The sequence below is a fragment of the Corynebacterium intestinale genome, assembly GCF_023574125.1.
In the GTDB taxonomy this organism is placed as follows: domain Bacteria; phylum Actinomycetota; class Actinomycetes; order Mycobacteriales; family Mycobacteriaceae; genus Corynebacterium; species Corynebacterium hesseae.
The window spans coordinates 40,817-64,802 of record NZ_JAMKFF010000002.1 but is presented as its reverse complement, the minus strand read 5'-3'; the positions used below and the strand labels follow the sequence as shown (position 1 = coordinate 64,802).

The following is a 23,986-nucleotide window of genomic DNA, read 5'->3' as shown; positions in this document are numbered from 1 at the left end:
ATAGAAACTTTTTCTATTTGCTTCTTTTCCAATATCTATTCCAGTTAAAACAACCGCGAGCCTGAATCACAGGTACCGTTCTCTCTTAACTCTAAGGAGCCCTATCATGAAGCGTTTCGCTGCTGGCGTTGTTGCCGCTGCTACCGCACTGTCCCTGTCCACTGGTGTTGCCTCTGCACAGACTGAAGGCGATTTGGAAGACCTCGGCACCCTCATCGGCGCTGGCATCGTCGCAGGCGTAAACGGAGTCTCCGAACCTCACCAGGGTTCTGCCAAGACCAGCTCGAATGCAACTGATAGCTGGGATTCGGACGCCAAGCGTGGTTCCGCAAAGGCTCACATTGACTTCAACAAGTCCTCTTGGGAGAACGACGCCAAGAACGGCTACGCTCTCGGCACCACCGCTGACATCCTCTGGGGCGTCGGCATCGCCGCTGCCGTCCTCGGCGCTGCTTACACCGCAGTTCAGAACGGCCTCATCCCGGGCGTTTCCCTTCCGTTCTAATCTGAACGCATCAAGCTTTTAGCTTTGAAGCTCTAGCTCCAGCCCTTTGAGGGCTGGAGCTTTTCCATATCGCATACTTTTAGCCTTCACTTCTTTATCATTTTCTTTACTTTCACTTTCTCTACCTTTCTTCCAAGGAGTACCTCCATGAAGCGTTTCACCGCCGCTGCTGTTGCCGCCGCCACCGCACTGTCCCTGTCCATCGCCCCGGCTACTGCTGCTGAGAAGGGGTCTTCTGAGGTCTCCGAGGCCGAAGTCTTCGGCTACATTCTGAAGCAAGGGGCTAAGGAACTCGTCGGCGGTGACGGCTTCGCCTCCTCCGTGGATTACGGCATTGAGAAGGGCGCTGAAGCTATCAGTAGCAAGGGCAGCAGCGAGGGCAGCAGCACTCCTGAAGAAATCAAGGAAGGCCTTGAGACTGCCGGCTCCGCCAAGGACGTGGCCATGTCTTCCCTGAAGAATGACACCGCCAAGGAATACCCGGTGGGCACCACCGCTGAGATCATCGTTGGCACCTCCATCGCCGCAATTGTGCTCGGCCTCATTGCTGGTGTGGTCAACGCTGTGAACTCCGGTCTCATCAAGGTTCCGGGCTTCAACGCCTAAACCTTGGCCACCTCCATGTCACGCACCTGAGCGCCACATGCGGGTGGCACAATAGAACGCATGACTGCCACTCTGTCCCGGGCCGGAACGACGGCCGCTGTGATCGTCACCCACCAGCGCGTGGAGCTGCTGCGCGCCTCCCTTGAGCAGGTGGTGAACCAGACGCACCCGGTGCAGTGGGTGATCGTGGTGGATAACGGTGCGGAAGCAGCAGTGAAGGATCTCCTCGACGAACTGGCCGGTGAGCGCGGCGTCTACGTACCTTCTGAAACCAATCTGGGCGGTGCGGGAGGCTTCGCGTTGGGGTTCCTGACGGCGCTGGCCCTCGGCGCGGATGCGGTGTGGTGCGCGGATGATGATGGCCGCCCCGCCGACCATCACGTGCTGGAGGAGCTCTACCGTGTGGCGGAAAACAACGCACTCCACGAAGTCTCCCCCGCCGTGTGCAACATCAACGAGCCCGCCAAACTGGCCTTCCCTCTGCGCCAGGGCCTGGTGTGGCGGCGCTACATGAGCGAGTTGGAGGGTGACTTCCTCCCCGGCATCGCCTCCCTATTCAACGGCGCGCTCATCTCCGCAGAAGCCATGGAAATCATCGGCGTTCCAGACTACCGCCTGTTCATCCGCGGCGATGAGGTGGAGTACCACCGCCGCCTAGTCAACTCAGGCCTAAACTTCGGCACCGCGCTGACCACGAGCTACCTGCACCCGGATGGCTCCGATGAGTTCAAGCCCATCCTCGGCGGCAAAATGCACACGCAGTACCCGGAGGGCGAGTTCAAGCGCTTCTTCACCTACCGCAACCGCGGCTACCTGTTGTGGCAGCGCGGCATGCGCAAGCTGCTGCCGCAAGAATTCGCGCGTTTCGGCTGGTTCTTCATCGTGCAACAGCATGACGTGAAGGGCTTTATGGAGTGGCTGCGCCTGCACAACCGCGGACGCAAGGAAGACTTCCGCCGGCCCTAAACCTCAAAGGACTTGCGCGTGCTGCGGAAGATCACCCACCGCTGCACAAAGAAGTTGATAAGCGTTGCCGTGCCCTGGGCAATCACGAAAGCGACCGCCAGCGCCCAGGACGAAGGCCAGTCCAGCGTGTGATCAAAGAAGGGGAAAGCCCAGCGATACAGCACAATGTTGATCGCATAGGTCATGGCGTAGGTGGCAAACACGGCAGCAAAGCGGCGCTTCGATGCCCGCGCGTTGAAGGTCCACCGCCGGTTCAATAAATAAGCCACCAAGGTGCCGGCGGCAAAGCCAACGGTCCGCGAGGCCACATCGCCGAACATACCTAAACCAATTTGAAAGAGCCAGGTCAGGGAGACGTCGATAAGCGCGGCAATGGCTCCCGTGATTGCAAACTTCGCGCCCTGCGCCTGCAGGGAATTCGACCGTGAGAGGCGTTCGGCGCGACCAGCCATGGTTACTTTCCTTTGAAGATGAAGGCGCGCTGAATGGCGAAGTTGGTCACCGTGGCAACACCTTGTGCGATGACGAAGGCGATGGTGTCCTTGACCGCGCCTTCAAAGCCCAAGCTGATCAGCGGGGCGTTGAGCACCCAATACAGGAAATTCTGTACTGCAAAGGTGGACAGGTACAGCAAGCCCACGGCACCGGCGGTGCGGCCGGAAACCTGGGCACCAAAAGTCCACCGGGCATTGGCCACGTAGGCGGCGATGGTGCCGAAGACCCAGCCAATCGCCTTCGCCAGGGAACGATGCAAACCCAAATAAGTAAGGAAGAGGGTCAGGCCATAATCAATCGCCGCGGTGAAAACACCAACGGACACGAAGCGCACGAGTTGGGTCTTCATGCTAGAGGTAGGTTCAGTCACGGCGAAATACTCTACCCGCGGATAAGGGCGCGGTAAATGTCCAGGCGGTCCACGGGCGCGACGGCATCTTCGCCATAGGCGCCGAGGGATGACAAAACCTTAAGCGAAGCCGAACACAGCTCCCGAATCGCCGAACCGCGTAATTCCTCACCGTCATCGTCGACCCAGCCCAGCGCCGCCATGGCGGTCTCTACGACGGAATCGGTCAACTCGCGCCCGCCCATACAGGACAATGCCAGAGCCATGGACCAAAAAGCATCCTTGCCCTCATTCGTCACCTCGCGCGGCAAGGTGCGCAACTGGCGGAACGCCTGAGCATCAATGCTTACCTCACGCTTCAAATCCAGCGCTTGGAGGAGCGGAACGAAGTCATAGAGCCGAGTCCGCTCAATCAGCGCGCGAACGGGACTAATGACAAGATCCAACACCTCATCGATGGTTTCCTGGCCCGTGAGCTCCGCATTCACGGCGGTGAGATCAAAGGGGGTCTGGAAAGAACCGGAACCGCCCACGCACAGGGCTTCCGGCGTCCCGCTATCACGCGGGTAGGTCTCGACCACAACGATTTCGAAGTCCCACAGCCCCCAGGCGTAATCAACCTGTTCGCCTTCGCGGCTCAAGAATTCGCGCACGGTGTGGCTCGGATCGATGCGCTGGCCGCGGGCATCTGTGTGCTCAAAGAAGTGCCACGGTGAATCCTCTTGCGGCAGCCCGAAGCAGATTTCAAGAATGTGGTGGAGCTCTTCCAACGTGAGCGCGTCAGAGAAACCAATCTGGCGGTGTACCTCTGCTTCTGCGCGAACATTGGATACCTGGCACAGGAGGGTTTCACCACGATTGGCGCGGACCTGCGCCAAATCTGTGACCTGTGAGCTCATGTGCCCCACCATACGCATTTTTAGTTACGCGCGGTGAGCTCGCGTGCTTCAAGCTCGCTAAGGATGAGGACGATGGCAGCACTAATTCCGCCCCATACCGTCCAGGGTTTTGCCGCCCCACGGCGGCGAATAAACCGAACCACGCTTTGCTCAGTCTTTATGGTGATCCATCCACCAAGTACAAGAATGACGAAGGCAACCGGGATGGCCCACACGGGGACATCGGGGGTCTCAGGCTCCGGGCGGTCCTCGTGACTCTCTGCATTAGTGATAGCCACGAGTGCACCGAATCCGAGGAAGGACAGGACATAGGCGAAAACGAGCGCGGTCTTATTCTTAATCCAGTCAGGGAACGACGTCATGATGCCCACGGCCGCGGCCTGGGTGATGCGTCCGGCAAGGGTGTCATCCAGCGCATAATTGTCTTGCTTGGGAGAAGTCATACCGCCCCACTTTAGGCGGGCGGTAGGCTACCGTGCATGTACTCCTCCAAAAAAGAGCACCTCACCCCGGCCCAGCGAGCAGCGCAAGATGAGCGCGCCGAGGAAGACAAGCGCCACGGCCACTATCTGGCCACTGAACACACCTCGCTGCCGCTCAATGGTTTCATGACGCGGCTCATCGCCGAGGAACTCCCCATCCTCGATTCCGTCTCAAGGGCAAGAGTCTACGAGATCCTCCGTGAGTATGACGGCCCGGAGATTACCTCCCAGGAAGAGCTGCCGGAAGAGATCCGCGAGATTATGGATCTGTACTAATTCCGAACTAAAACCACATAACCGGACAGTACAAGTGTTCCGTTTACTTGGCTTTTGTACCTAATCTCACGTTTTCACTCCCGCCACAGGCACTGTCACCTAGGTAGGGTAGAGAACCGACCCATCACATCGAATCAAAGAGTAAGAGATGGAACTGCATACTACTGAGAAGTCCCTCCACGGTTGGGGCCGCACGGCGGCGACAACCGCCCACGTTTTGTCCACCCCAGACGTCGACGTCATCAAGACTGCCGTCGCCCAGGTGGCTGAGGACAATGCTGATAAGCCCGCCCACCTGCGCCGTGGCGTCATCGCCCGCGGTATGGGCCGTTCCTACGGTGACCCCGCGCAAAACGCCGGTGGCCTCGTCATCGACATGCAACCCCTCAACAAGATCCACTCCATCGATCCGGAGTCGGGCATTGTCGACGTCGACGGTGGCGTCACCCTTGACCAGCTCATGAAGGCCGCTCTGCCCTACGGCCTGTGGGTTCCTGTCCTGCCGGGTACCCGCCAGGTCACCATCGGCGGCGCTATCGGCCCGGACATCCACGGCAAGAACCACCACTCCGCCGGTTCCTTTGGTAACCATGTCACCTCCATGGAGCTGCTCGTCGCCGACGGCCGCGTACTACATCTGAGCCCAGAGGGCTCAGATGAGGATCCAGAAGGAGATCTTTTCTGGGCCACCGTCGGCGGCATGGGCCTGACCGGCGTCATCCTGCGCGCGCAGATCAAGATGACCAAGACCGAAACCGCCTACTTCATCGCGGATACCGACCGCACCGATAACCTCGATGAGACCGTGGCCTTCCACTCCGATGGCTCGGAGCACAACTACACGTACTCCTCCGCGTGGTTCGACGTCATCTCCCCGGAGCCAAAGCTGGGCCGCTCCACCATTTCCCGCGGCTCTTTGGCCACCTTGGAGCAGCTCGAGGAGCTCGCTCCGAAGCTGGCGAAGGACCCGCTGAAGTTCAATGCTCCGCAGCTGATGACGGTTCCGGATATCTTCCCGAACTTCACCATGAACAAGCTCTCCCTCATGGCTATCGGTGAGGCTTACTACCTCATGGGCGCCCCGGCGCGTAACCAGGTCAAGAACCTCACGCAGTTCTACCAGCCGCTGGATCTCATCGGCGAGTGGAACCGTGGCTACGGTTCCAACGGCTTCCTGCAGTACCAGTTCGTGGTGCCGACCGACGCCGTCGAGCCCTTCAAGGAGATCATCCGGGACATGCAGCGCTCCGGACACTACTCCGCGCTCAACGTGTTCAAGCTCTTCGGCCCCGGCAACAAGGCCCCGCTGTCCTACCCGATGCCAGGCTGGAATGTCTGCGTGGACTTCCCCATCAAGCCGGGCCTGGGCGCCTTCCTCGACGATCTGGATAAGCGCGTCATGGAATTCGGCGGCCGCCTCTACCTGGCCAAGGAGTCCCGCACCTCGGCGGAGAACTTCCACAAGATGTACCCGGGCCTCGAGGGCTGGCTCAAGACCCGCAACGACATCGACCCGACCGGCGTCTTCGCCTCCGATATGTCCCGCCGCCTCGAGCTGCACTAGAAAGGAATCACCTCATGCTGAATGCAGTAGGCCAAGCACAACACATCCTCCTTCTCGGCGGCACCTCCGAAATCGGCCTGGGCATCGTCGAAGAATTCCTCGAGCGCGGCCCGGCCAAGGTCACCCTCGCGGCACGCGCCAACTCCCCGCGTATCGCGGATGCCCGCGCGACCATCGAGTCCCGCGGCGGCGACGTCGAGGTCATCGACTTTGACGCGACTGACTTCGAGGGCCACGGGGACGTCGTCAAGCGCGCCTTTGAGCGCGGCGATGTCGACGTCGCCATCATCGCCTTCGGCACCCTCGGTGACCAGGAAGAACTGTGGCAGGACCAGGCCAAGGCGGTCGCCTCCGCCCAGACCAACTACACCGCACCGGTCTCCCTCGGCGTCTTGCTCGGCCAGAAGTTCAAGGAGCAGGGCCACGGCACCATCGTGGCGATCTCCTCCGTCGCCGGCATGCGCGTGCGCCGCTCCAACTTCGTCTACGGCGCCTCTAAGGCCGGCGTGGACGGCTTCTTCATCAACCTCGGTGAGGCCCTGCGCGGCTCCGGCGCCAACGTGCTCGTGGTCCGCCCGGGCCAGGTCCGCACCAAGATGTCGGCGGAAGCCGGCGAAGCGCCACTGACCGTCAACGTATCCGACGTGGCCAAGGCCACTGTCAAGGCGGTCCTGGACGGCAAGCAGTCCATCTTCGTGCACCCGCTGTTTGAGTACGTGTCCTTGGGATTCAAGTTCATCCCGCAGGCGATCTTCCGGAAGCTGCCTTTCTAAAGTTCCGCTATGTCCACGGCGTGTGGGAAACTACTTACATGACTGAGTCTCCCACCATGTCGTCTCCCGCCGTGTCCCCCACCATGGAATATGACGTCGACCGCCTATCGCGTCGCGCCACCCTCGTGGGTATCGCCGCCGCCGCTCTAGGTGGCGGCCTTGTCACGCTTCTTGGCTTCTTTGCCTTTAAGACGGTCTCCCTCCCGGCGTTCAGTACGTCGATGGTGACCCGTGCGCTGAGCACCGCGGGAACTGCGCTCACCGTTCTCCTGGTGGGCGCTCTGTGCGTGTGGTGGGTTATTGGTGCCTCGCCGCGGCCCCGCTGGCGGCCGTGGCTCACCACCGCCCTGTGCTACATCTCCCCAGCGCTACTCACGCTAACTAGTATCGGCCTGCCTCTTTCGGCCTCGCGCCTCTGGCTCGACGGCGTCCAGGTCGATCAGGTGTTCCGCACCCAGTTCCTCACCCGCGTCACGGAAGCCAGCTCCTATGCGGACATGAACTACGAGGGCCTGCCCACCTTCTACCCGCTGGGCTGGTTCTGGTTGGGCGGCCGGCTGGCCAACATCCTCAACATGCCCGGCTGGGAGGTCTACCAACCCTGGAGCCTCATCTCCCTGGCTGTGGCCGGGTGCATCCTGGTTCCGCTGTGGCAGCGGCTTGCCGGTTCCCTACCTGTGGCCACCGCCATTGCCTTGACCACCACAGCGGTGACCCTGACCATCGGCGCTGAAGAACCGTATTCCGCGGTCATCGCAATGGGCGTACCAGCGGTAGCTGTCCTGTGTTCACACGCCTTCTACGGCTCCTCGTGGTTCTCCGCCGCCGCAATCGCCATCTACCTCGGAATCTCCGCCTGCTTCTACACGCTGTACACGGGAGCCGTGGCGCTTACCATCGTCAGCCTCATTGCACTCGTCACGTGCGTGGGCGACCGTACGTGGACTCCCCTCGTGCGCCTCGCCGCCATCGCGGCCGGATCCCTGGCCATCGCCGCGATTGCTTGGGCACCGTATCTGCACGCCGTCCTGCACGCCACCGCCCCGCTAGAATCCACCGCGCAGCACTACCTGCCGGAGGAGGGCACCCAAATCCCGGCGCCCTTCCTCTCTTTGTCCGTCATCGGCGCCCTCAGCCTTATTGGCCTGATCTACCTCATCTTGCGCGTCGATGAGCCCGAAATCCGAGCTATGGGCACCGCGCTCGTCGGTACCTACCTGTGGACTTTAGCTTCCATGGTCATGACTCTTGCCGGCAGCACGCTGCTGGGCTTCCGCCTGGAGCTGATGGTCGCGGTGCTCTTCGCCACGGCGGGCATTCTCGCGCTGGCCGACGTCCGCCTCATGGGCCTGCCCACCCTCTACCCGGCGGGCATTACTGAGACCACCAGCAAGCGCGTGACCCTGGTCTTTGCCATCATCATGGGGCTGGGCGGTATTTACTATGCGCAGCAGATCCCCGCGACGAACGTGACCGCCTTGGATCACGCTTATACCGATACCGACGGCTACGGGGAGCGCGCGGACCGCTACACCAGCGATTCTTCCGCTAATTACGGAAAGATCCGTGAGTTCATCGACGCCCAGGGCTACGCGGCCGACGACACCGTCGTCCTCACGGACGAAAAGCTCTTCATGGCCTATAACCCCTACTACGGGTTTAACGCCTTCACCAGCAACTATGCCAACCCGTTGGGAGAGTTCAGCACCCGCAACCTGCAGATCGAGGAGTGGGCCTCCAGTTCTTGGGAGCAGACTCCAGAGGAATTCTCGCATTCCCTCGAGTCCTCACCGTGGCGCGGCCCGGACGTTCTCATCTTCCGCGGTGACATCAAGGAACCCGGGGATGGCTACAAGACACACTTGGCAGAAGACATCTACCCCAACCAGCCCAACGTGCGCTACCGCGCGGTGTTCTTCAACCCGGAAGTCTTTGAAGAAGGCTGGACCACTAAACAGATTGGCCCCTTCGTCGTCGCGGTCAGATCTAAATAAGCCAAGGCGGTGACGTAGACTGATCGCCGTGTCAGATCGGAATACCTCTTCACTGCGAGCACCGCAGTCCCTGCGGCTCACCGCCATCATCGCTGGATTCATCGGTTTCCTGTGCTTCGTGGCCACGCCACTGCTGCCGGTGAACCAAACCCAATCCTCCTTCGATTGGCCCCAGCAGGGATCCCTGCAGTCGATCAACGCCCCTCTCATCTCGGTGGCGCCGGAAGAAATTGACGCAGAGATCCCCCTGAAGGCCGTCGATAAGCTGCGCGATGGCCAGGATCTGCTTTACGGCACCGTCCCGCCGGAGTCCAAGAAGGCCTCCAACCGCGGTATGTTTGTCCGCGCCGGCGAGGATGGCCTCTCGGTGACCAGCCTCGATGAGGTCATTTTCTCACTCACGGCCGAGCAGGTGGCGAAGCTGCCTGAGGACTCCATGCTCCGCATTCAATCCACCGGTGACGGCACCACCGTCTCCTTGGGCAAGCACAAAGAGACCTCCGAGGAGGATCTCCGCCCTCAGGTCACCGGCGTTTATACCGAAATCGACGACACTCCGGAGAACATCGCCGAGCTTGGCGACGACCTCCGCATCCACGTGGAGATCAACTCTCGCTTCACTTCCTCCCCGACACCGCTCAAGCTCATCGCCATGTGGCTGGGCCTAGCCATGGTAGTGATCAGCCTGGTCTGCCTGTGGCGAATCGACCGCCTCGACGGCAAACGCCGTGGCTTCATGCCCGAAACTTGGAAGCAGATCCGCCCGCTCGATGGCGTCGTGGCGGCTGTTCTCGGCTGGTGGTACATCTTCGGTGCTAATACCTCCGATGATGGCTTCATCCTCACCATGGGGCGCGTTTCCGATCACGCGACCTATATGGCGAACTACTACCGCTGGTACGGCGTCCCCGAGGCCCCGTTCGGTGCGCCGTACTACGACCTCGTGGCATGGCTGGCGCAATTCTCCAGCGCGTCCATCATCGTGCGCCTGCCCGCCCTCATCTCAGCGCTCATCATCTGGTTTATCTTGTCGCGCGAGATGCTTCCGCGCTTCGGTGCCCGCGTCAACGAGCGCCGCCTGGCGCACTGGACCGCTGCGTTCATGTTCCTGGCTTTCTGGCTGCCCTATAACAACGGCATTCGCCCCGAGCCCATCGTGGCCCTCGGCGTCATGCTGACGTGGGCCTCTTTCGAGCGCGCCATCTCCACTCAGCGCCTCCTTCCGGCGGCGGTGGGCACCATCATCGCCACCATCACCCTGGCCGCTGGCCCTACTGGCCTCACCGCGGTGGGCATCTTCCTGGTCTGCCTCCCCGCCCTGTTCCGTATCATGGGCAAGCGCGCTCCCCAGATCGGCTGGACAGCTCTCATTGCCCCTTTCCTTGCCTGCGGCACTGCTGTCATGGTCGCCGCCTTCGGGGACCAAACGCTGGCGTCGGTCCTCGAATCCACTCGCGTGCGTTCCGCGGTCGGCCCGTCCCTGCCGTGGTATTCGGAGTTCGTGCGCTACTCCACGCTCTTCGAGCCCTCCGTGGACGGCTCCCTGACGCGCCGTTTTGCCATGTTCACCATGCTCTTCTGCTTGGCGCTCATCATCTATGCCTTCATCAAGGACCACCGCGTCGTTGGTGCGGAGGCAGATCCCACCAAGCGCCTGCTGGCCATCATGGCGCTCTCGGCCTTCTTCCTCATGTTCACGCCGACGAAGTGGACGCACCACTTCGGCATTTACGCCGGTGTCGCCGGCGTCATCGCCGCGCTCGGCTCGGTGGTTCTTTCCCAGATTGCCATGCGCTCCCCGCGCGCCCGGACCTTTTCCATCGCCGCGGTGATCTTCCTCCTGGCCATCTCCCTGGGCGGCTGGAACGCCTGGTGGTACGTGTCCTCCTTCGGCATCCCGTGGTGGGACCGCACCGTGCAGTTCAAGGGCATCGAGGCCAACACCGTGGTGCTGGCCATCGCCATGGTGGTCCTGGCGATTGGCCTCTACCAGTCCCTGGTTCACAGCTATCGCAAGAACAAGGCCGAAGCCGCCGGCACCCTCGAGGAATTCGAGGCCGCCAATGCCGCCAAGGTCTCGCGCTGGGCGGGCGTCATGTCCGCACCGATTGCGGCTGCCTGCATTATCATCGTGGCTTTCTCGTGTGCCTCCTTTGCCAAGGGCTACGTGGCACAGGCGGATTCCTACTCCGTGGGCAAGGGCAACCTGGCTTCCCTGCGCGGCGATACCTGCTCGCTCGCAGATGCCACCATGGTGGAGACCAACACCAACGAATCCTTCCTCACGCCAGTCGAGGGCGAATTCCAGGACTCGCTCGTTGACAAGAAGGAGGACAACTTCGGTTTCGGCCCCAATATGATCAAGGAAGATATTGAGCCGGAGAACCTCAACTCAGCGTCGGTAGGCGCTATTGCCAACACCACCAGCGATGACTCCGCTGCGTCTAACGAGCAAACCGAGACCGAAACTGAGACCACCGAGGTCACCGACTCCTCCGCCGGCGGCGTGCGCGGAACCCTGGGTGTCAACGGCTCCGAGATGCACCTGCCGTTCAACTTGGATTACCGGAAGGTCCCGGTCATGGGCTCCTACGATGAATCGCAGCGCTCGACCGCCACCATCACCACCCAGTGGTACAACTTGCCGGAACCTGGCGAAAACACTCCCGTCCTCTCGGTCGCTGCCGCCGGTAAGATTTACCACCACGACGTCAACGGAGTGGAGCAGGAGGGCACCGAGCTCACCCTGGAGTACGGAACACTCAAGGATGGCAAGGTTACGAACAAGGGTGAGGCCGAGCTTTCCGACGTCGGCGCGACCCCCAAATGGCGCAACCTCCGCATTGCTCTAGACGAGCTCCCAGAGGAGGCCAACGTTGTGCGCCTCGTCGCGGTCGATGATTCCACCGATGAGGACGATTGGATGGCGTTTACACCGCCGCGCGTCCCGGAGCTTGCCACCATCAACTCCCAGTTCGATTCCTCTACCCCGGCACTCCTCGACTGGTCCGTGGCCCTGCAGTTCCCCTGCCAGCGCACCTTCGACCACTACGCCGGCGTGACCGAGATCCCGCAGTTCCGCATTCTTCCCGACGCCGCCGCACAAACCTCCCTCACGGACTTCCAGTCCTTCTCCGGTGGTGGTGCGCTGGCAACCGCGGAGGCAGTGAACTACTCCTATGAGATCCCGAGCTACCTCAACAATGATTGGGCGCGCGACTGGGGCTCCATTGAGAAGTACGAGCTGCGCACCAACTCCCGCGGCGAGGCCCCGCTCGAGGCGGATATCGACCAAGAAATTATCCAGCGCTCCGGCCTGTGGAAGAACTCCGAGATGAAGATTCGCCCGGAGGGCGAACAGTAGGGATTAGAGAAACTCGGCCGAATCTTTAACCCGCTGCCGCGCCACAGCCGGGGTAGAAATACGGTGCATAGACACGTACTCCGCAGTCTGTGCACCGGGGATCTCCACGCGCTCAGCAATCTCATCCTGCGCCGCGGTCTGGACCAAGATGTCGGAATACAGCCCCGGCAGCTTCTCAACATCGAGGACGTAGTCACCGCGGATCTCCTCCGGCAGCTTGGCCAGCGCGCCGAAGTCGGGGAAGGTGAGGAGGAGGGCGTCGGCAGGCACCAGCGCTGCGAGCGCCCCACCGGAGGAATATCCCCACACCGTCACGCGCTCGGCACCATGCTCGCGGGCATAATCGACGGCCGCCTGAACCGACTGGACCATCTCCGCCACGGTGTGCTCGGGAGCCAACGGGTAATCGACATCGATGATCGTCGTGCCCGACAACTGCGCTGCGGCAGCCACTTCGGGCCGCCACTGCATCTCTAGCGCCTTGCCGTCACCGCGCCACCAGCCACCAGAGTGCAGCGAGACTGCCCAGCGACCATTCTGCTCTGAAGGAACAAAGATCGCTCCCACCTCAGAGTCTTCAACGCTCACGCCTTCCGTAAAAACGGTGCCGGGCAGCGAGTGATCCACAGCGGAACCCAACACCATCATGGAGGCCTGCACGATGCGATCCGGCAGCAGCGCGCAGTAACGGTCCGCCTCGGGCGAGCCTCCACCGGCCCACGGCGGGCGGAAGTCCGGCAGTGGGTAGTGCACCTCCATGTAAGAGGAGAGCTGCTCGAGCTGTTGTTCTGGACTTAGCTGGCGATCCTGGCCGCCGATATTCCACTCACTCATGGCCCCCAAGGGTACTACCAGATGGTGACGCGCTCCTCTGGGATCAGTCCACCCTCGACATCAAAAGCCTCGTAGAATTCGTCGATGTTCTCGGCGATGATGTTGCAGCGGAACTCCGCCGGCGAGTGCGGATCAATGGCCAAGTACTGCGTGGCCATCTCCGGACGAATAGCAGTGCGCCACACGCGCGCCCACGCCAGGAAGAAGCGCTGCAGACCGGTGTACTCGTGCTCTGCCAATTCCGGCTCAGCGCCCTCGGCCTCAAACGGCGCTACCTGGCCGTTGATGTCCAGGCCTTTGTCGGCGCAGTAATTCTTGTAGGCCACCACAGCAATACCCAGTCCACCGAGGTCACCGATGTTCTCACCCAGGGTGAAGCTACCGTTGACACCCGCGGAATCGGTGCCCTCCAGCACCTTCGGCACTTGTCCCTGGAACTGGTCCACCAGCTTCGCGGTCAACTTCTCGAAGGCCGCGCGGTCCTCATCCGTCCACCAAGAGTTGAGGTTGCCCTGGCCGTCGTACTGCGAGCCCTGATCATCAAAACCGTGGCCAATCTCGTGGCCAATCACCGCGCCGATGGCACCGAAGTTCTCCGCCGCGTCCGCGTCCGGATTGTAGAAGGGCGGGCGCAGAATCGCCGCCGGGAAGGTGATGTCATTGACTACTGGGTTGTAGAAGGCATTAACCGTCTGCGGGGTTGCGAACCACTCGTCGCGGTCGGCCGGCTTGCCAATCTTGGCCAGCTCATAATCGTGGCTCCACGCGCTGCCTGCCCGCACATTGGCCACTAGGTCCGCACCCTTGGGTGAAAACTCCAGTTCGGAGTAGTCACGCCAAGTATCTGGATAACCGATCTTGGCCTTGAACTGCGAGAGCTTCTCCAGCGCGCGCTCACGAGTGGCCGGGGTCATCCACTCCAGCTGCGAAATCCTCTCGCGGTATGCGGAGGTAAGGTATTCCACCAGCTCATCCATCTCGGACTTCGAGGACGGCGGGAAGTGCTTGTCCACGAAAACCTTGCCAATCTCCTGACCCACCATGTTCTCTGCCAGGCCCACGGCGCGCTTCCAGCGGTCACGCTGCTCGGTAGCGCCAGAAAGCTTGGTTCCGTAGAACTCGAAATTCTTCCTACCGATCTCCTCAGTAAGGTACGGCGCGCGCGACAGCAGAATGTGCCACGTGGCCCACAGTTGCCAATCCGCCATGCGGCCGGCGGTAAACAGACCCTCCAGGTGCTCAAAATACGATGGCATCATGGCCACCGCGCGGTGCTCCGGCAGTCCCCCACCGTTCAGGATGGCGCGGGCGATGCTGGGCAGCTTGGCGACGTCCACCGGGTTATACGTCTTCACCGCATCACGCGAGGCCACGACATCCCAATGCCCTGCAGCAATTTCCTTCTCCAGATTCACGATGCGCGTAGCGGCCGCTTCCGCGCCCAGCCCGAAGAGGCGAGCCGGATCCAGGAATCCAAGCATCGCTGCGACGTGCTTCTCGTAGGCCTCAAGCGTCTCCGCGTGGGCTTCCTCGCGGTAATAAGCCTCATCCGGCAAGCCCAAGCCAGACTGAACAATATAGGCCACCGCCTCCTCGGAGCCGGAGTCCTTTTCTACCCAGAAGGTAACCGGGGCGCCGACGCCCTCGCGCTCCAGCACGCCCAGGTTGTGCGCCAGCTCTTCCGGGTCCGCCGCCACCAGCTTGTCCAAATCTTCGGCCAAAGGCGCCGTTCCCGCAGCGTTCACTCCCTCAACGTCCATGTGGGAGGAATACACGATCCCCGGACGGCCTTCGTCTTCCTTAACGATGTCATGGACGAGTTCCTCGGCTTCGTCGCGAAGCGCGTGAAAAGTCCCGTCAACACCGCGGTCATCGGGAATAACGTGGGACTCAATCCAGGGGCCATTAACAAACTGATACAGATCCTTCATGCACTTCACTCTATGTCAGATGTACCCATTAGTGTGGTGTGCATGACTTCTTATCGTTTCCCGCCAGCGAAGATGACGGGGCCGTTTTTCGCTGTGCTTGGGGTGACCCTCCTCGTGCTCGGCACGCCCGCCGTCCTCAGCCTGGCGCTGCCGGACCACGATCCTGAAACCGAGCCTGTCGTCCTCGACGATCCTGAGTGGCGTCAGCCTATCGACGGCGTCGAATGCAGCGTGAACTACGATTCCGTGGCCAACCAGGCGTGGGATTGCGGCGATACCTTGGTCGAGGCCTACCTCACCTCTGATGTCGACGATGACGAGCTGGCCCTGCGCCGAGCTGTGCGCGCCACGACCTTCGGGTCGATGCCGAAAGAAGAAGTAGAAAACCAAGACGGCATCCTCGTACTGCGAACGTATACATACATCCCGGTCGTTGCCTTTAGCGTGGCCAAGGACGATCTCAACTACGAGCTCGTCTTTTCAGACGGAAACCCAGAAGAAATCGCCGATCAGTTTATGGAGGCCTTCAAGTGAGCAAGATCTTCCGCGTGGCGCTGTGGGTCATCATTGGTATCTGCCTCCCCGCAGCTCTGATCAATCTGTTTGGTGCTTTCCTCGTTGCCCCGCTGCCGGGCCTAATAAGCCTGCTGATCGGCTTTGCTTTCTTGGCGCTGGGGCTGTATCTGTGGCACCTCAGCCCGATGTGGGCGCGACCTGCCAAGGGATGGGCCACAGCCAGCGTGCTGTGGGGAGCCGGCACCGCGGTGTCTTTGGCGCTCCTATCAGCACTTCCGTTCAGCTCCCTCACCAAGGGCGTGGGATGGGAAGAATCCATGATGTCATGGTCCGGAGCTTATCCGGAGGAGTTCGCCAAGGCGCTGGGCGTGGTTTTTGTGTTACTCAGTTTCCGCCAGCTCAACCGCCCTTGGCATGGTTTCATCGTCGGCGCGCTTGTGGGCTGGGGTTTCGAGGTCTTTGAGAACGTCCTCTACGCCTCTCTCGGCGCCGTCATGCACCCGACGTCTGATTGGATTGGCATGCTACAGATGTGGGGGCTCCGCCTTGTGGCGGGCCCAGGCCTACACATGTCACTGACGGCCATCGCAGGCTTTGGCATCGGCTGGGCCATTTACGCCGCCCACAAAACGTGGTGGTGGCGCCTCGGAGTGGGCGTGGGCGCGCTTTTTGTTTCCTTCTGTCTCCACTTCGCGTGGAACTACATGTGGGATGAGACATGGCAGCTGGTCACGCAGTACATCGTGGTCGCGCTCATTCTCTACCCCATCGTCATCACCCTGGGGCTTCGCGCCCACCGCCTAGCCAAGGCGGACGATACCTACTCGCACTCGCCCGGCTCAGCCAGCCTGCGCTGAATTAGTCAAACTGCCCCTGCAGGACAGCCACGGCGTCAAGCGGAGTTACGTGATAGGAAATGGGGTTCTGGTTTGCGCCGGCCATGAGGGCGTGGGCGCAGGAGTGGCCCGCCCCCATCATGTGGCCGAGCTCGTGAGCGATGGTTCCCTGAAGCGCCTCTGGGTACTGAGCGGTGGCCGCCTTGATGAAGAGCATCCCGTGGTCCGGGTAGGCCGTACCCTGGACGTAACCATTCGGCTCCGGCTTATAGATGATGGCGATGGTGTCATCATCGGCCTCGGACGGCGCTACTTCCTTCAGAGAAGCCTTGCCGTCGAGAGCATCGTTCCACTCAGTTACGGCGGCATCGAGCTGCTCGCGGTACGGGAAGTCATCCGCCACCTTGTACTTAAGCACGCCGCTCTTGAAGTAGGAAGGAACGGAATCAGCATCGTGCAGAATCGACGGATCTGGAACCGGCTTTCCTTCGTTTGCCAACTTGGTGATGGAGGTGCATGTAGCAGGGGAAATGAGCGAACGAGTTTGGTCGCTCTTCGCCGAAGCCGACGGGGCAACGGTCAAAGCTACAACAGCAATGGCCGCGATGGACAGGGCCTTACGCATAGGGAAATACCTTTCGGGTTAGTAACCGCTTATTTGGTAGCCGAGAATATATTAATTTCTCAGTTTCCGCAAAGGTAAAACTTAGCTAAACCCGTGGCCAATCAGCACACGTGCGATGAACTAGGCACAGCGCGCTTCAGCTCCGCACACGCCCTATCGCGCAGGTCCTGAGGGGGCGTCGGCAAGCTCGGCGCTTGCGGCTGTACCTCCACCGCGCCGAGCACATCTGCGGTGAGGTCCGCGGGAGATCCATAGGTATTTGCCGCCACACTATACCCAGGACCGAAAGAGGCGCTCGCATGCACCTGCCGGTCATCTGACCACCCAAATTTCGTTCCGATAATGCCCGGAATCCGCGCGGTGCCGAAGTCCTGACGATATCCGTCGGATGCCGTAGGCGCTGCCGTCGCCATACCTTTCATGAGCGGTGCAGCAACTGGGTCACCAGATATCACCCCAATAAAGCGAGCGAGATCCTCCGTCGACGTCGTGATATTGCCCCAGTAACCGTTGTGATGAGTCTCCCCCAAGCGGTATTCCCCGATGATGGAAGGTATGGCCTGTGGGTACTTCCGCTCCAGGTCGCTAGCGGTGCCATCCTCAGAGAAGCGAACCATGTTTTCCACCCGCGCTTTATCCTCCGGCGCTCCATATTTCAGGACCCACATTCCTAGGTACAGCTTCGCGAGGGATAGCGCAGGACGAGACTCGTGGCCATTTCCAGTGGAAACCGAGTTTCCGTCGGCATAGCGCACGGTCATTTGAGTGCGTGGCGGAACCTTCCCAGGATCAAACGTCAGGGCCTGGGCGGATGGCGCAGCGACGGTCGCTAGCGCTAGACCAGCAATAAGGGAGCGGAGTTTAAGCACTTTCATAGATTAACTCAAGCCACAGCTTCAACAGGCTTGATTGGTACATAAGCGCCGCTGCCCAAGGGATTCAGCGCGCACCCTTCCCCACACTAAGGTTCGAACAGTAATTTTATTAGCTTCTTACCCAACAAGCCCCTCCCAACGAAGCTCAAAGCGGCGGAAGGCTGGGTAAATGCAATATCAGTAGGCACATTCACCTCTCTAATCACAACTTTCCGCCAGGGTATAGACTTTCCAAACGGTACAGAATAAACTCATTTTTCGAAAAGGGATTCGGACAGTGGGGGGTTCGGTCCTTCTCAATATCTCTAACGAAAGAGGGGGTTGAATTGTCTTCCACTACAGAAGCCGTTGTTTTCTATTTCTCTCATTCCAATCCGAACGACCCGGTCTGCATGAAAGGTAAAGCCATACGCCAAGCAGACTACGAGTTTTGGTCTAGCGTCCTTCCCGCCTTGGACGAGGACTCAGATACAGCGTGCATGCGCCTTGGGCTAAAGACCGGCAAGGCGGCCGGGGCGGTTGCTCGCATAATCATGGGGATTTACCGCCTGAAAGAGCTACCCCAGCTCAAGGCCCTGCAAGATGCAGATTTTTTGCTGGACTTACCCGCTTTGATTGCCATCGACCAGGTCATGGCTAAACTCGGCCAACCTTCCACTGAGGTAGTAGCCGCCATTGACGCTGCGTTGGCCCGTTGGCTTACGCCTACGAAGCCAAATCAGGTATTTCCCACCACGTCGCAGATTCGTCGCCGCATGCGTGACCTTGTCAAGGTCCATGATGACTCCATCGCAGTGGAGGATAAGCGCACAAAGAATCGATATTCCATTCTCACCCGCGACCAACGCGCCACCATAGAACTAGAGGTGGATAGCAGCGTTGGAATCATCATCCATGAGGCCATTAAGGCAGCTGCTGAAAAGCATGAAGTCTCGATGGCAGAAGCACTAATCCTTTTAACGACTGGAAAGGTAGAACCAGAAGCTGCCCGAGTAGTGCTCCACACTTATCAAGCGAGTGATGTCGAAGACGCGCCAGTGTATGTAGAAGGGCACGGCTGGCAGGTAGAGAATATCCCAGCACAAGCCGTAACGAAAAGGGACTTGAGCACCAAGCCGAAAGCCACTAATGGCTACGGACCAGCCACGTTGGTTCGCAAATATGTTGAAGGGCGCGATGGCACCTGCCGTGCAGCTGGCTGCGGAATGCCGGCGTGGCTGTGTCAATTAGACCACCGTATTAACTATGCCGATGGTGGGCCAACGCATCCGGACAACATGGTGGCGTTGTGCCAGCATCACCACAACATGAAGACCGATGGGCGGGCGTTCTATTTTTTGGACCCCGATACCGGGGATGTGGTCTGGCTCTTTGAGGATGGAACCTGGGCAATCACGGAACCTTCCGGGCCACTAGCACCAAAGAACAAACGCTGGGCGCGAAGCGTTGCGCAAGATATTGAAGGTTACCGCGCTAGGAAGCACCGGGAAGCTCAGGAGCTGAAAGCCGAGCTAGACCAAGAACAGCAAACAAACACAAATAAGAAGACCGCTTATGGCAAGGGAGATGAAGAAATCCCCTTCTAGATAACTAGGTTCGTCGCTTAAAACAACGAACCACATTGGCGCTCGGCTTAGAGGAGGTAATTGAGGTCCGCCGCATCCAGCCCACATTCAGCGAGCACCACACTGTCGCCGCGGTGTGGAATGCCTTCGGCATCCCAATGGGCTTGGGCAGCGGAGGTGTGCGCGCGGCCGGTACTGTTGACCACACGCCACCAGGGCAGATCTTCGCTTTTCGCCATCACCCAGCCCACATAGCGCGCCCCGACCCCTACGACTTTGGCGATCTCTCCGTAGGTGGAGACGTTGCCAGGCGGAATGCGGAGCACAACTTCCGTGACCCTAGAGCTCGACGGGTTCTTCAGGGGCATCCTCGACCTCGCACAAGGTAAGCGTCGCACCCGTGGAATCCTCAATCAGGCACAATCGGCCGAATGGTGAATCGTGGGGCTCGCGGATAACCTGCCCGCCATTCTCCACAACAGCCTTCGCTGCTTGCTCGATGTCCCGCACGCCCAGGTAGGTTTGCCAGAAACTCGGCAGACCTTCTGCGTGCCAGAATCCAGCGAAGGCAGCGCCTTCTTCCTCCGCAACTGCATAGTGCTCATCACCACGGATTTCCCAATCGAAGAGCTCACCATAAAAGTCCAGCGCTGAGTGAAAATCCTCCGAGACCGTCAGCTCGTGCCACACCGGGGTGCCAGGCTCACCGCCGGCGACGAAGCGGTCGAGCTCCGGCTGCGTCAAGCCAAACATGGCACCGGACTTGTCGTGTACGAGCGCCAGCGGGGCACCTAAAGCGAGGATTTTTCCGCCGAGTTGTTCTACTCGGGCGCAATCGGCTTCCAAGTCGCGGGAGAGGAAATAGGTAGCCCAGGTGTCCTGGCCCGGAACAATTTCTGCAATCGGCAGACCTTGAAGACGGGCGATGCCATCTTCGAATTCCCAGCCCAGCACGGCCGAGTAAAACTTCTCGGAGGCCTTCACATCAGAACTGGCCAGAGTAATCCAGTAGGGCATTCCTACTTCAGCTTCAAAGGCGGGCATTAAAGGTTCCTCCACTTCTCCGGGTCGAAGTCATCATCGGCGGTAGCCTCATCAAAATAATCGTCGTCGTCTTCGACGACGCGGGCGCAAGTGTCGGAGACGCAGATGACGTCGCCAAGCGCCAGCGTTGCTCCGCGCTGCTTAGTCACTTCCCCATTGACGGTAACCTGCCCCTGCTCGATGAGTTCTTTGGCCTCTCCCCCGGTGGCGACCAAGGAGGCCAGTTTAAGGAACTGGCCGAGCTTAATGGATTCTCCCTTAATTGAGACTTCTAGCATGTTGACCAGCATACCCAGCTCAAAGCGCAAGAATTCCCTCTGCCAGAATGATGACGCCAAGCAGGGCAAACACGACTCCGCTGAAGATATCTACCCCGGCGGAGTTCTTTGCCATCCACTTCGCCACCGCACGGGTGCACAACGCAACGCCGACAAAAATAATGAGGCTTTCAATAATCAGCACAGAACCAACCGTGGCATTCGCGCTCAAGCCCATGCCCGGATCGATGAAGTTGGCGAAGATAGCGCCGAAGAAGATGAGCACCTTGGGATTAGAAAGATCGCTGACCAGGCCCATGCGGTACGCCGTGCCGAGTCTGATTATGCCGTCCGGGGTGAACCCGCGCGGTTGAGGATTCATGGTTGCTGGAGCACGACGCTCTTTGATGCCGCTGCTTATTGCAGAAAATGCCATCCATAGCAGATAGCTACCGCCGGCAATCTGCAGCGCCACAAGGATTTCAGGATGGGCCGAAATCAGCGCGGTAAGCCCCGCCAGCGAAGCAACGGTCCATATCATCAAGCCAGTCGTGCTACCAACTGCGGCCCACACCGCTGCACGCGTGGAACGCGCACCCAAACGAATAATCTGAACCACATCTGGCCCCGGCGAAGCCATCGCCGCGAACCACACACCCATCAAGGCCACTATGGCGCTGAAAGCCACCTAACACCCCCATACTCACATGCGTTTTCACTAACACATGCCACTATAAGAGGCGTCTCACCTGCAGCGAAACAGGTAAATTAGCTTTGCGTACGCGGCTTAATAGTCATGGTGTCAATGTTGACGTGCTCCGGCAGGGACGCCACCCAACGCACTGCCTCAGCGATGTCTTCTGCGGTGAGGTTGAGCTCGCCGTCATAAACTTGTGCGGCACGTTTGGCGTCACCCCGAAAACGATTGAGGGAAAACTCCTCCGTGGCTACACGGCCCGGGTCAAGTTCGGTAACGCGAACGCCGTGTTCCTCAATACGCAGTGCACGAGAAATCACGCGGACGCCATGCTTGGCGGCGTTGTAACCGGAACCGCCCTCGTAGACGTTCCACCCGGCCACGGAGCCCATGTTGATAATGAGCCCGCCCCGCAGCTTCGGCATGAGAGCCTGGATCATCCGAACGGTGCCAAGGACGTTGACGTCATACATCCACTGCCAATCCTCGATGGTGGTGTCCACGAGGGGCTCCAGGCCCTTAGCGCCACCGGCGTTGTTGACCAGCAGGTCAGCGCGGTCGAGGTGGGAAACGAACTCGGCTACGGATTCGTCCGAAGTGACGTCGAGGGCATAGGCCTCGCCGCCGATGTCGTTCGCGAGGGCCTCAAGGCGCTCCACGCGCCGCGCGCCGACGACGACACGCCAGCCGTCAGCCGCCAACGCTCTTGCCGACGCCTCCCCAATCCCCGAAGACGCTCCTGTAACGACTGCTACTTTTTCCATGCGCCCTAGGATAGGGCTTCTTCCAGCTCGGCGCAGATGTTTTCGACGATCCCACTCTTGAAATCAGCCGGGGTGAAGGTGCCATCCTTCATGTCGGTATTTAGCGAGATATCCAACTGAGTGCGCAGCTGCGGCATGGAGAAGTTCGCCATGATAAGGCGCCACGCCTCTACCGCGCGGATGCCGCCGCTGAAGCTGTAGCCCACGTAAGCAATCGGCTTGCCTACCCACTCGGCGCCGAGGGAATCGACGGCGTTCTTGAACGCGCCCGGCACGGAGTGGTTGTACTCCGGGGTGACAAAGATAAAGGCATCGCAGGAATCGATAGCATCGGACCAGGCCTGCACATTCGGGTCCTCGTAGTTTTTGTTTGCCGCCATAGGAATGACAGAGGTGGTGAGGATCGGGACATCGAAAGCCTTGAGGTCAATGAGCTCGTAGTCCACGTCGCGGCCCTGAGCGAGGTCGGTGACCCACTGGGCGATGGCCAGCCCGGCGCGGTCGTCGCGGGTAGAGCCGAGGATGATGCCGATTTTCGCCATTAAAGTACCTTTCTTAATTTGTTAACGCGTCAACGTCTGAGGGTACGCCGATATGTCGACGCAATCGACAAGTCACCCAGATATGTCGAAAATTCTAGAAAAAATCGACATATCCGCTCAACATGTCTATTCTTTTACCATGCCAACCTATAGCCCGGACACCCCCTACAATGGGCTTCCGCCCCTCCCACCAGCAGAAGTGGTGGAAACCGTTCCCGTGCTTAAGGCCATCATCGATGCTAAGGAAAAACTGGCTGAACTGCGTACGGCCTGCCAGCTCATTCCCAACCCGGAGATCATCACCTCAACGATTCCACTGCGTGAGGCTCGTGCTTCCTCCGAGATTGAGAACATCGTCACCACTAATGACGAGCTCTTCCGTGCGGCGTGGCACGTCGATGCTGAGCCGACTCCTGCCACCAAGGAGGCTCTTCGCTATAACGCCGCGCTCCACGCTGGACTTTCCTCGCTATCGCAGCGACCTCTATCCGAGAAGACGGCAAAAATCGTATGCAGCACCCTTCTAGATACTCAGGCCGAGGTGCGTTCACTTCCGGGCACATTTATCGGTAACCCTGTAACGAAGGAGCGGCTCTACACCCCACCTGAAGGAAAGGAGATTATCGAGGGCCATCTCGCAGCGTGGGAGGACTATATATATTGCAGCCACGACGTTGATTCCCTCGTAAAGATGGCACTGCTTCACTATCAATTTGAAGCAATCCATCCTTTCTACGATGGCAATGGGCGCACTGGACGAATCCTTAACGTCCTCTACCTCATTCAAGAAGATCTTCTTGAGCTGCCGGTTTTATACCTGTCCGGGTATATCGTCGACAACAAAGCAGACTACTATCGCTATCTCAACGCTGTTACAGCCAAGGGAGCATGGCAAGACTGGCTTCTCTTTATGATCCGCGGCGTTCACGCAGCGGCTGCCGACGCCTCCTCAATGATTACCCAGCTTCGGGCTATCCAGGAAAACACTGCGCAACGAATACGTTCTGCGGGCGTGATTAACCATCCGCTCGAGATGGCCGAGCTCATTCTTATCAAGCCCTATGTACGCATTACTGACGTGGTAGAGATGGGCTTCGTCAAACGCCAAACTGCCAGCGCGTGGCTGGCACATCTCGTAGATTTAGGAATCCTCGAAGAAATCCAACAAGGCCGCTCCAAGGTTTTCCTTCACCGTGCCGCTCTCGATGTTCTGACTCGAGACTAAGA

The 23,986-nt window shown here is 59.7% G+C and carries 26 protein-coding genes; 12 read left to right on the top strand and 14 right to left on the bottom strand.

The features are described from left to right. The first annotated feature begins 106 nt into the window (after window positions 1-106). From M5J06_RS03285 to glfT1, 3 genes are all read left to right on the top strand, one after another. Window positions 107-505, top strand: coding sequence for a hypothetical protein (locus M5J06_RS03285; protein WP_101736496.1), 399 nt, complete (start codon window positions 107-109; stop codon window positions 503-505). A 147-nt stretch (window positions 506-652) separates the two neighbouring features. Continuing rightward, entirely contained in the window at window positions 653-1,111 is a 459-nt protein-coding gene (locus M5J06_RS03280; RefSeq protein ID WP_239248771.1) for a hypothetical protein, read from the top strand. A 60-nt stretch (window positions 1,112-1,171) separates the two neighbouring features. Beyond that, window positions 1,172-2,077: a galactofuranosyltransferase GlfT1 gene (gene glfT1, locus M5J06_RS03275; protein ID WP_239248772.1), complete on the top strand. Its 906-nt coding sequence runs from the start codon at window positions 1,172-1,174 to the stop codon at window positions 2,075-2,077. Here glfT1 and M5J06_RS03270 read toward each other — a convergent pair. From M5J06_RS03270 to M5J06_RS03255, 4 genes are read right to left on the bottom strand one after another with little or no spacing between them, the layout of a single operon-like run. Beyond that, window positions 2,074-2,529 carry a GtrA family protein gene (locus M5J06_RS03270; RefSeq protein WP_239248773.1) on the bottom strand — a complete coding sequence of 152 codons (456 nt, stop codon included), beginning with the start codon at window positions 2,527-2,529 and terminating at the stop codon, window positions 2,074-2,076. The two genes, glfT1 and M5J06_RS03270, sit on opposite strands and share 4 nt — an antisense overlap. Before the next feature lie 2 nt (window positions 2,530-2,531). Beyond that, complete coding sequence (locus M5J06_RS03265; protein ID WP_070520260.1) at window positions 2,532-2,921, bottom strand: GtrA family protein; 390 nt, start codon at window positions 2,919-2,921, stop codon at window positions 2,532-2,534. Window positions 2,922-2,953: 32 nt separating this feature from the next. Next, complete coding sequence (locus M5J06_RS03260; RefSeq protein WP_070533529.1) at window positions 2,954-3,820, bottom strand: plasmid pRiA4b ORF-3 family protein; 867 nt, start codon at window positions 3,818-3,820, stop codon at window positions 2,954-2,956. A 20-nt stretch (window positions 3,821-3,840) separates the two neighbouring features. Next, the gene (locus M5J06_RS03255; RefSeq protein WP_250223955.1) at window positions 3,841-4,263 is read right to left on the bottom strand and encodes a hypothetical protein; all 423 of its coding nucleotides are present in this window, start codon (window positions 4,261-4,263) and stop codon (window positions 3,841-3,843) included. 36 nt (window positions 4,264-4,299) lie between these two features. On the opposite strand from M5J06_RS03255, the gene M5J06_RS03250 reads away from it, so the two are divergent. The 5 genes from M5J06_RS03250 (at window position 4,300) to M5J06_RS03230 (ending at window position 12,273) form a co-directional block, all read left to right on the top strand. Further along, the gene (locus tag M5J06_RS03250) at window positions 4,300-4,578 is read left to right on the top strand and encodes a hypothetical protein (protein ID WP_070520269.1); all 279 of its coding nucleotides are present in this window, start codon (window positions 4,300-4,302) and stop codon (window positions 4,576-4,578) included. 148 nt (window positions 4,579-4,726) lie between these two features. Then, entirely contained in the window at window positions 4,727-6,142 is a 1,416-nt protein-coding gene (gene dprE1, locus M5J06_RS03245) for a decaprenylphosphoryl-beta-D-ribose oxidase (RefSeq protein ID WP_144014645.1), read from the top strand. A 14-nt stretch (window positions 6,143-6,156) separates the two neighbouring features. After that, window positions 6,157-6,915, top strand: coding sequence for a decaprenylphospho-beta-D-erythro-pentofuranosid-2-ulose 2-reductase (dprE2, locus tag M5J06_RS03240; protein ID WP_070533449.1), 759 nt, complete (start codon window positions 6,157-6,159; stop codon window positions 6,913-6,915). Window positions 6,916-6,953: 38 nt separating this feature from the next. Continuing rightward, the gene (locus M5J06_RS03235) at window positions 6,954-8,909 is read left to right on the top strand and encodes a galactan 5-O-arabinofuranosyltransferase (RefSeq protein ID WP_250223954.1); all 1,956 of its coding nucleotides are present in this window, start codon (window positions 6,954-6,956) and stop codon (window positions 8,907-8,909) included. Between the two features lie 28 nt (window positions 8,910-8,937). Further along, on the top strand, window positions 8,938-12,273 hold the full coding sequence (locus tag M5J06_RS03230; RefSeq protein WP_250223953.1) for an arabinosyltransferase domain-containing protein: 3,336 nt from the start codon (window positions 8,938-8,940) through the stop codon (window positions 12,271-12,273). Between the two features lie 3 nt (window positions 12,274-12,276). Here M5J06_RS03230 and M5J06_RS03225 read toward each other — a convergent pair whose 3' ends face one another. Both M5J06_RS03225 and M5J06_RS03220 read right to left on the bottom strand, forming a co-directional pair. Then, window positions 12,277-13,107, bottom strand: a complete 831-nt coding sequence (locus tag M5J06_RS03225; RefSeq protein ID WP_250223952.1) for an alpha/beta hydrolase — start codon at window positions 13,105-13,107, stop codon at window positions 12,277-12,279. Window positions 13,108-13,121: 14 nt separating this feature from the next. After that, a complete protein-coding gene (locus M5J06_RS03220) occupies window positions 13,122-15,038 on the bottom strand; it encodes a M13 family metallopeptidase (RefSeq protein WP_250223951.1) in 1,917 nt (638 codons plus the stop codon). A 42-nt stretch (window positions 15,039-15,080) separates the two neighbouring features. Between M5J06_RS03220 and M5J06_RS03215 the strand changes: the two genes are divergently transcribed. Together M5J06_RS03215 and M5J06_RS03210 are read left to right on the top strand one after the other, a co-directional pair. Continuing rightward, the gene (locus M5J06_RS03215) at window positions 15,081-15,572 is read left to right on the top strand and encodes a hypothetical protein (protein ID WP_070520291.1); all 492 of its coding nucleotides are present in this window, start codon (window positions 15,081-15,083) and stop codon (window positions 15,570-15,572) included. Continuing rightward, window positions 15,569-16,411, top strand: coding sequence for a PrsW family intramembrane metalloprotease (locus M5J06_RS03210; RefSeq protein WP_250223950.1), 843 nt, complete (start codon window positions 15,569-15,571; stop codon window positions 16,409-16,411). Before M5J06_RS03215 ends, M5J06_RS03210 begins: the two co-directional genes overlap by 4 nt. A gap of 1 nt (window position 16,412) precedes the next feature. Here M5J06_RS03210 and M5J06_RS03205 read toward each other — a convergent pair whose 3' ends face one another. Beyond that, on the bottom strand, window positions 16,413-17,015 hold the full coding sequence (locus M5J06_RS03205) for a zinc metalloprotease (RefSeq protein WP_250223949.1): 603 nt from the start codon (window positions 17,013-17,015) through the stop codon (window positions 16,413-16,415). A gap of 101 nt (window positions 17,016-17,116) precedes the next feature. Beyond that, window positions 17,117-17,890 carry a hypothetical protein gene (locus M5J06_RS03200; RefSeq protein ID WP_250223948.1) on the bottom strand — a complete coding sequence of 258 codons (774 nt, stop codon included), beginning with the start codon at window positions 17,888-17,890 and terminating at the stop codon, window positions 17,117-17,119. A 326-nt stretch (window positions 17,891-18,216) separates the two neighbouring features. On the opposite strand from M5J06_RS03200, the gene M5J06_RS03195 reads away from it, so the two are divergent. After that, window positions 18,217-19,476, top strand: coding sequence for an HNH endonuclease signature motif containing protein (locus M5J06_RS03195; RefSeq protein WP_185963360.1), 1,260 nt, complete (start codon window positions 18,217-18,219; stop codon window positions 19,474-19,476). A 47-nt stretch (window positions 19,477-19,523) separates the two neighbouring features. On the opposite strand, the gene M5J06_RS03190 is transcribed toward M5J06_RS03195, so the two are convergent. The 6 genes from M5J06_RS03190 to M5J06_RS03165 all read right to left on the bottom strand — a co-directional run bounded on the left by M5J06_RS03190 (window position 19,524) and on the right by M5J06_RS03165 (window position 22,759). Further along, window positions 19,524-19,781: an MGMT family protein gene (locus M5J06_RS03190; RefSeq protein WP_232748534.1), complete on the bottom strand. Its 258-nt coding sequence runs from the start codon at window positions 19,779-19,781 to the stop codon at window positions 19,524-19,526. A 13-nt stretch (window positions 19,782-19,794) separates the two neighbouring features. Next, window positions 19,795-20,499, bottom strand: a complete 705-nt coding sequence (locus M5J06_RS03185; protein ID WP_250223947.1) for a VOC family protein — start codon at window positions 20,497-20,499, stop codon at window positions 19,795-19,797. Next, window positions 20,499-20,777: an RNA-binding S4 domain-containing protein gene (locus M5J06_RS03180; RefSeq protein WP_046648682.1), complete on the bottom strand. Its 279-nt coding sequence runs from the start codon at window positions 20,775-20,777 to the stop codon at window positions 20,499-20,501. The genes M5J06_RS03185 and M5J06_RS03180 overlap by 1 nt, the downstream gene beginning before the upstream one ends. 19 nt (window positions 20,778-20,796) lie before the next feature. Further along, window positions 20,797-21,444: a LysE family translocator gene (locus M5J06_RS03175; protein ID WP_250223946.1), complete on the bottom strand. Its 648-nt coding sequence runs from the start codon at window positions 21,442-21,444 to the stop codon at window positions 20,797-20,799. An 80-nt stretch (window positions 21,445-21,524) separates the two neighbouring features. Then, window positions 21,525-22,217 (bottom strand): SDR family oxidoreductase, encoded by a 693-nt coding sequence (locus M5J06_RS03170; protein ID WP_144014651.1) that lies wholly within the window; start codon window positions 22,215-22,217, stop codon window positions 21,525-21,527. Window positions 22,218-22,222: 5 nt separating this feature from the next. Next, window positions 22,223-22,759 (bottom strand): NADPH-dependent FMN reductase, encoded by a 537-nt coding sequence (locus M5J06_RS03165; protein WP_070683127.1) that lies wholly within the window; start codon window positions 22,757-22,759, stop codon window positions 22,223-22,225. Window positions 22,760-22,841: 82 nt separating this feature from the next. On the opposite strand from M5J06_RS03165, the gene M5J06_RS03160 reads away from it, so the two are divergent. Further along, window positions 22,842-23,984: a Fic family protein gene (locus M5J06_RS03160; protein ID WP_070520323.1), complete on the top strand. Its 1,143-nt coding sequence runs from the start codon at window positions 22,842-22,844 to the stop codon at window positions 23,982-23,984. Window positions 23,985-23,986: the final 2 nt, after the last annotated feature.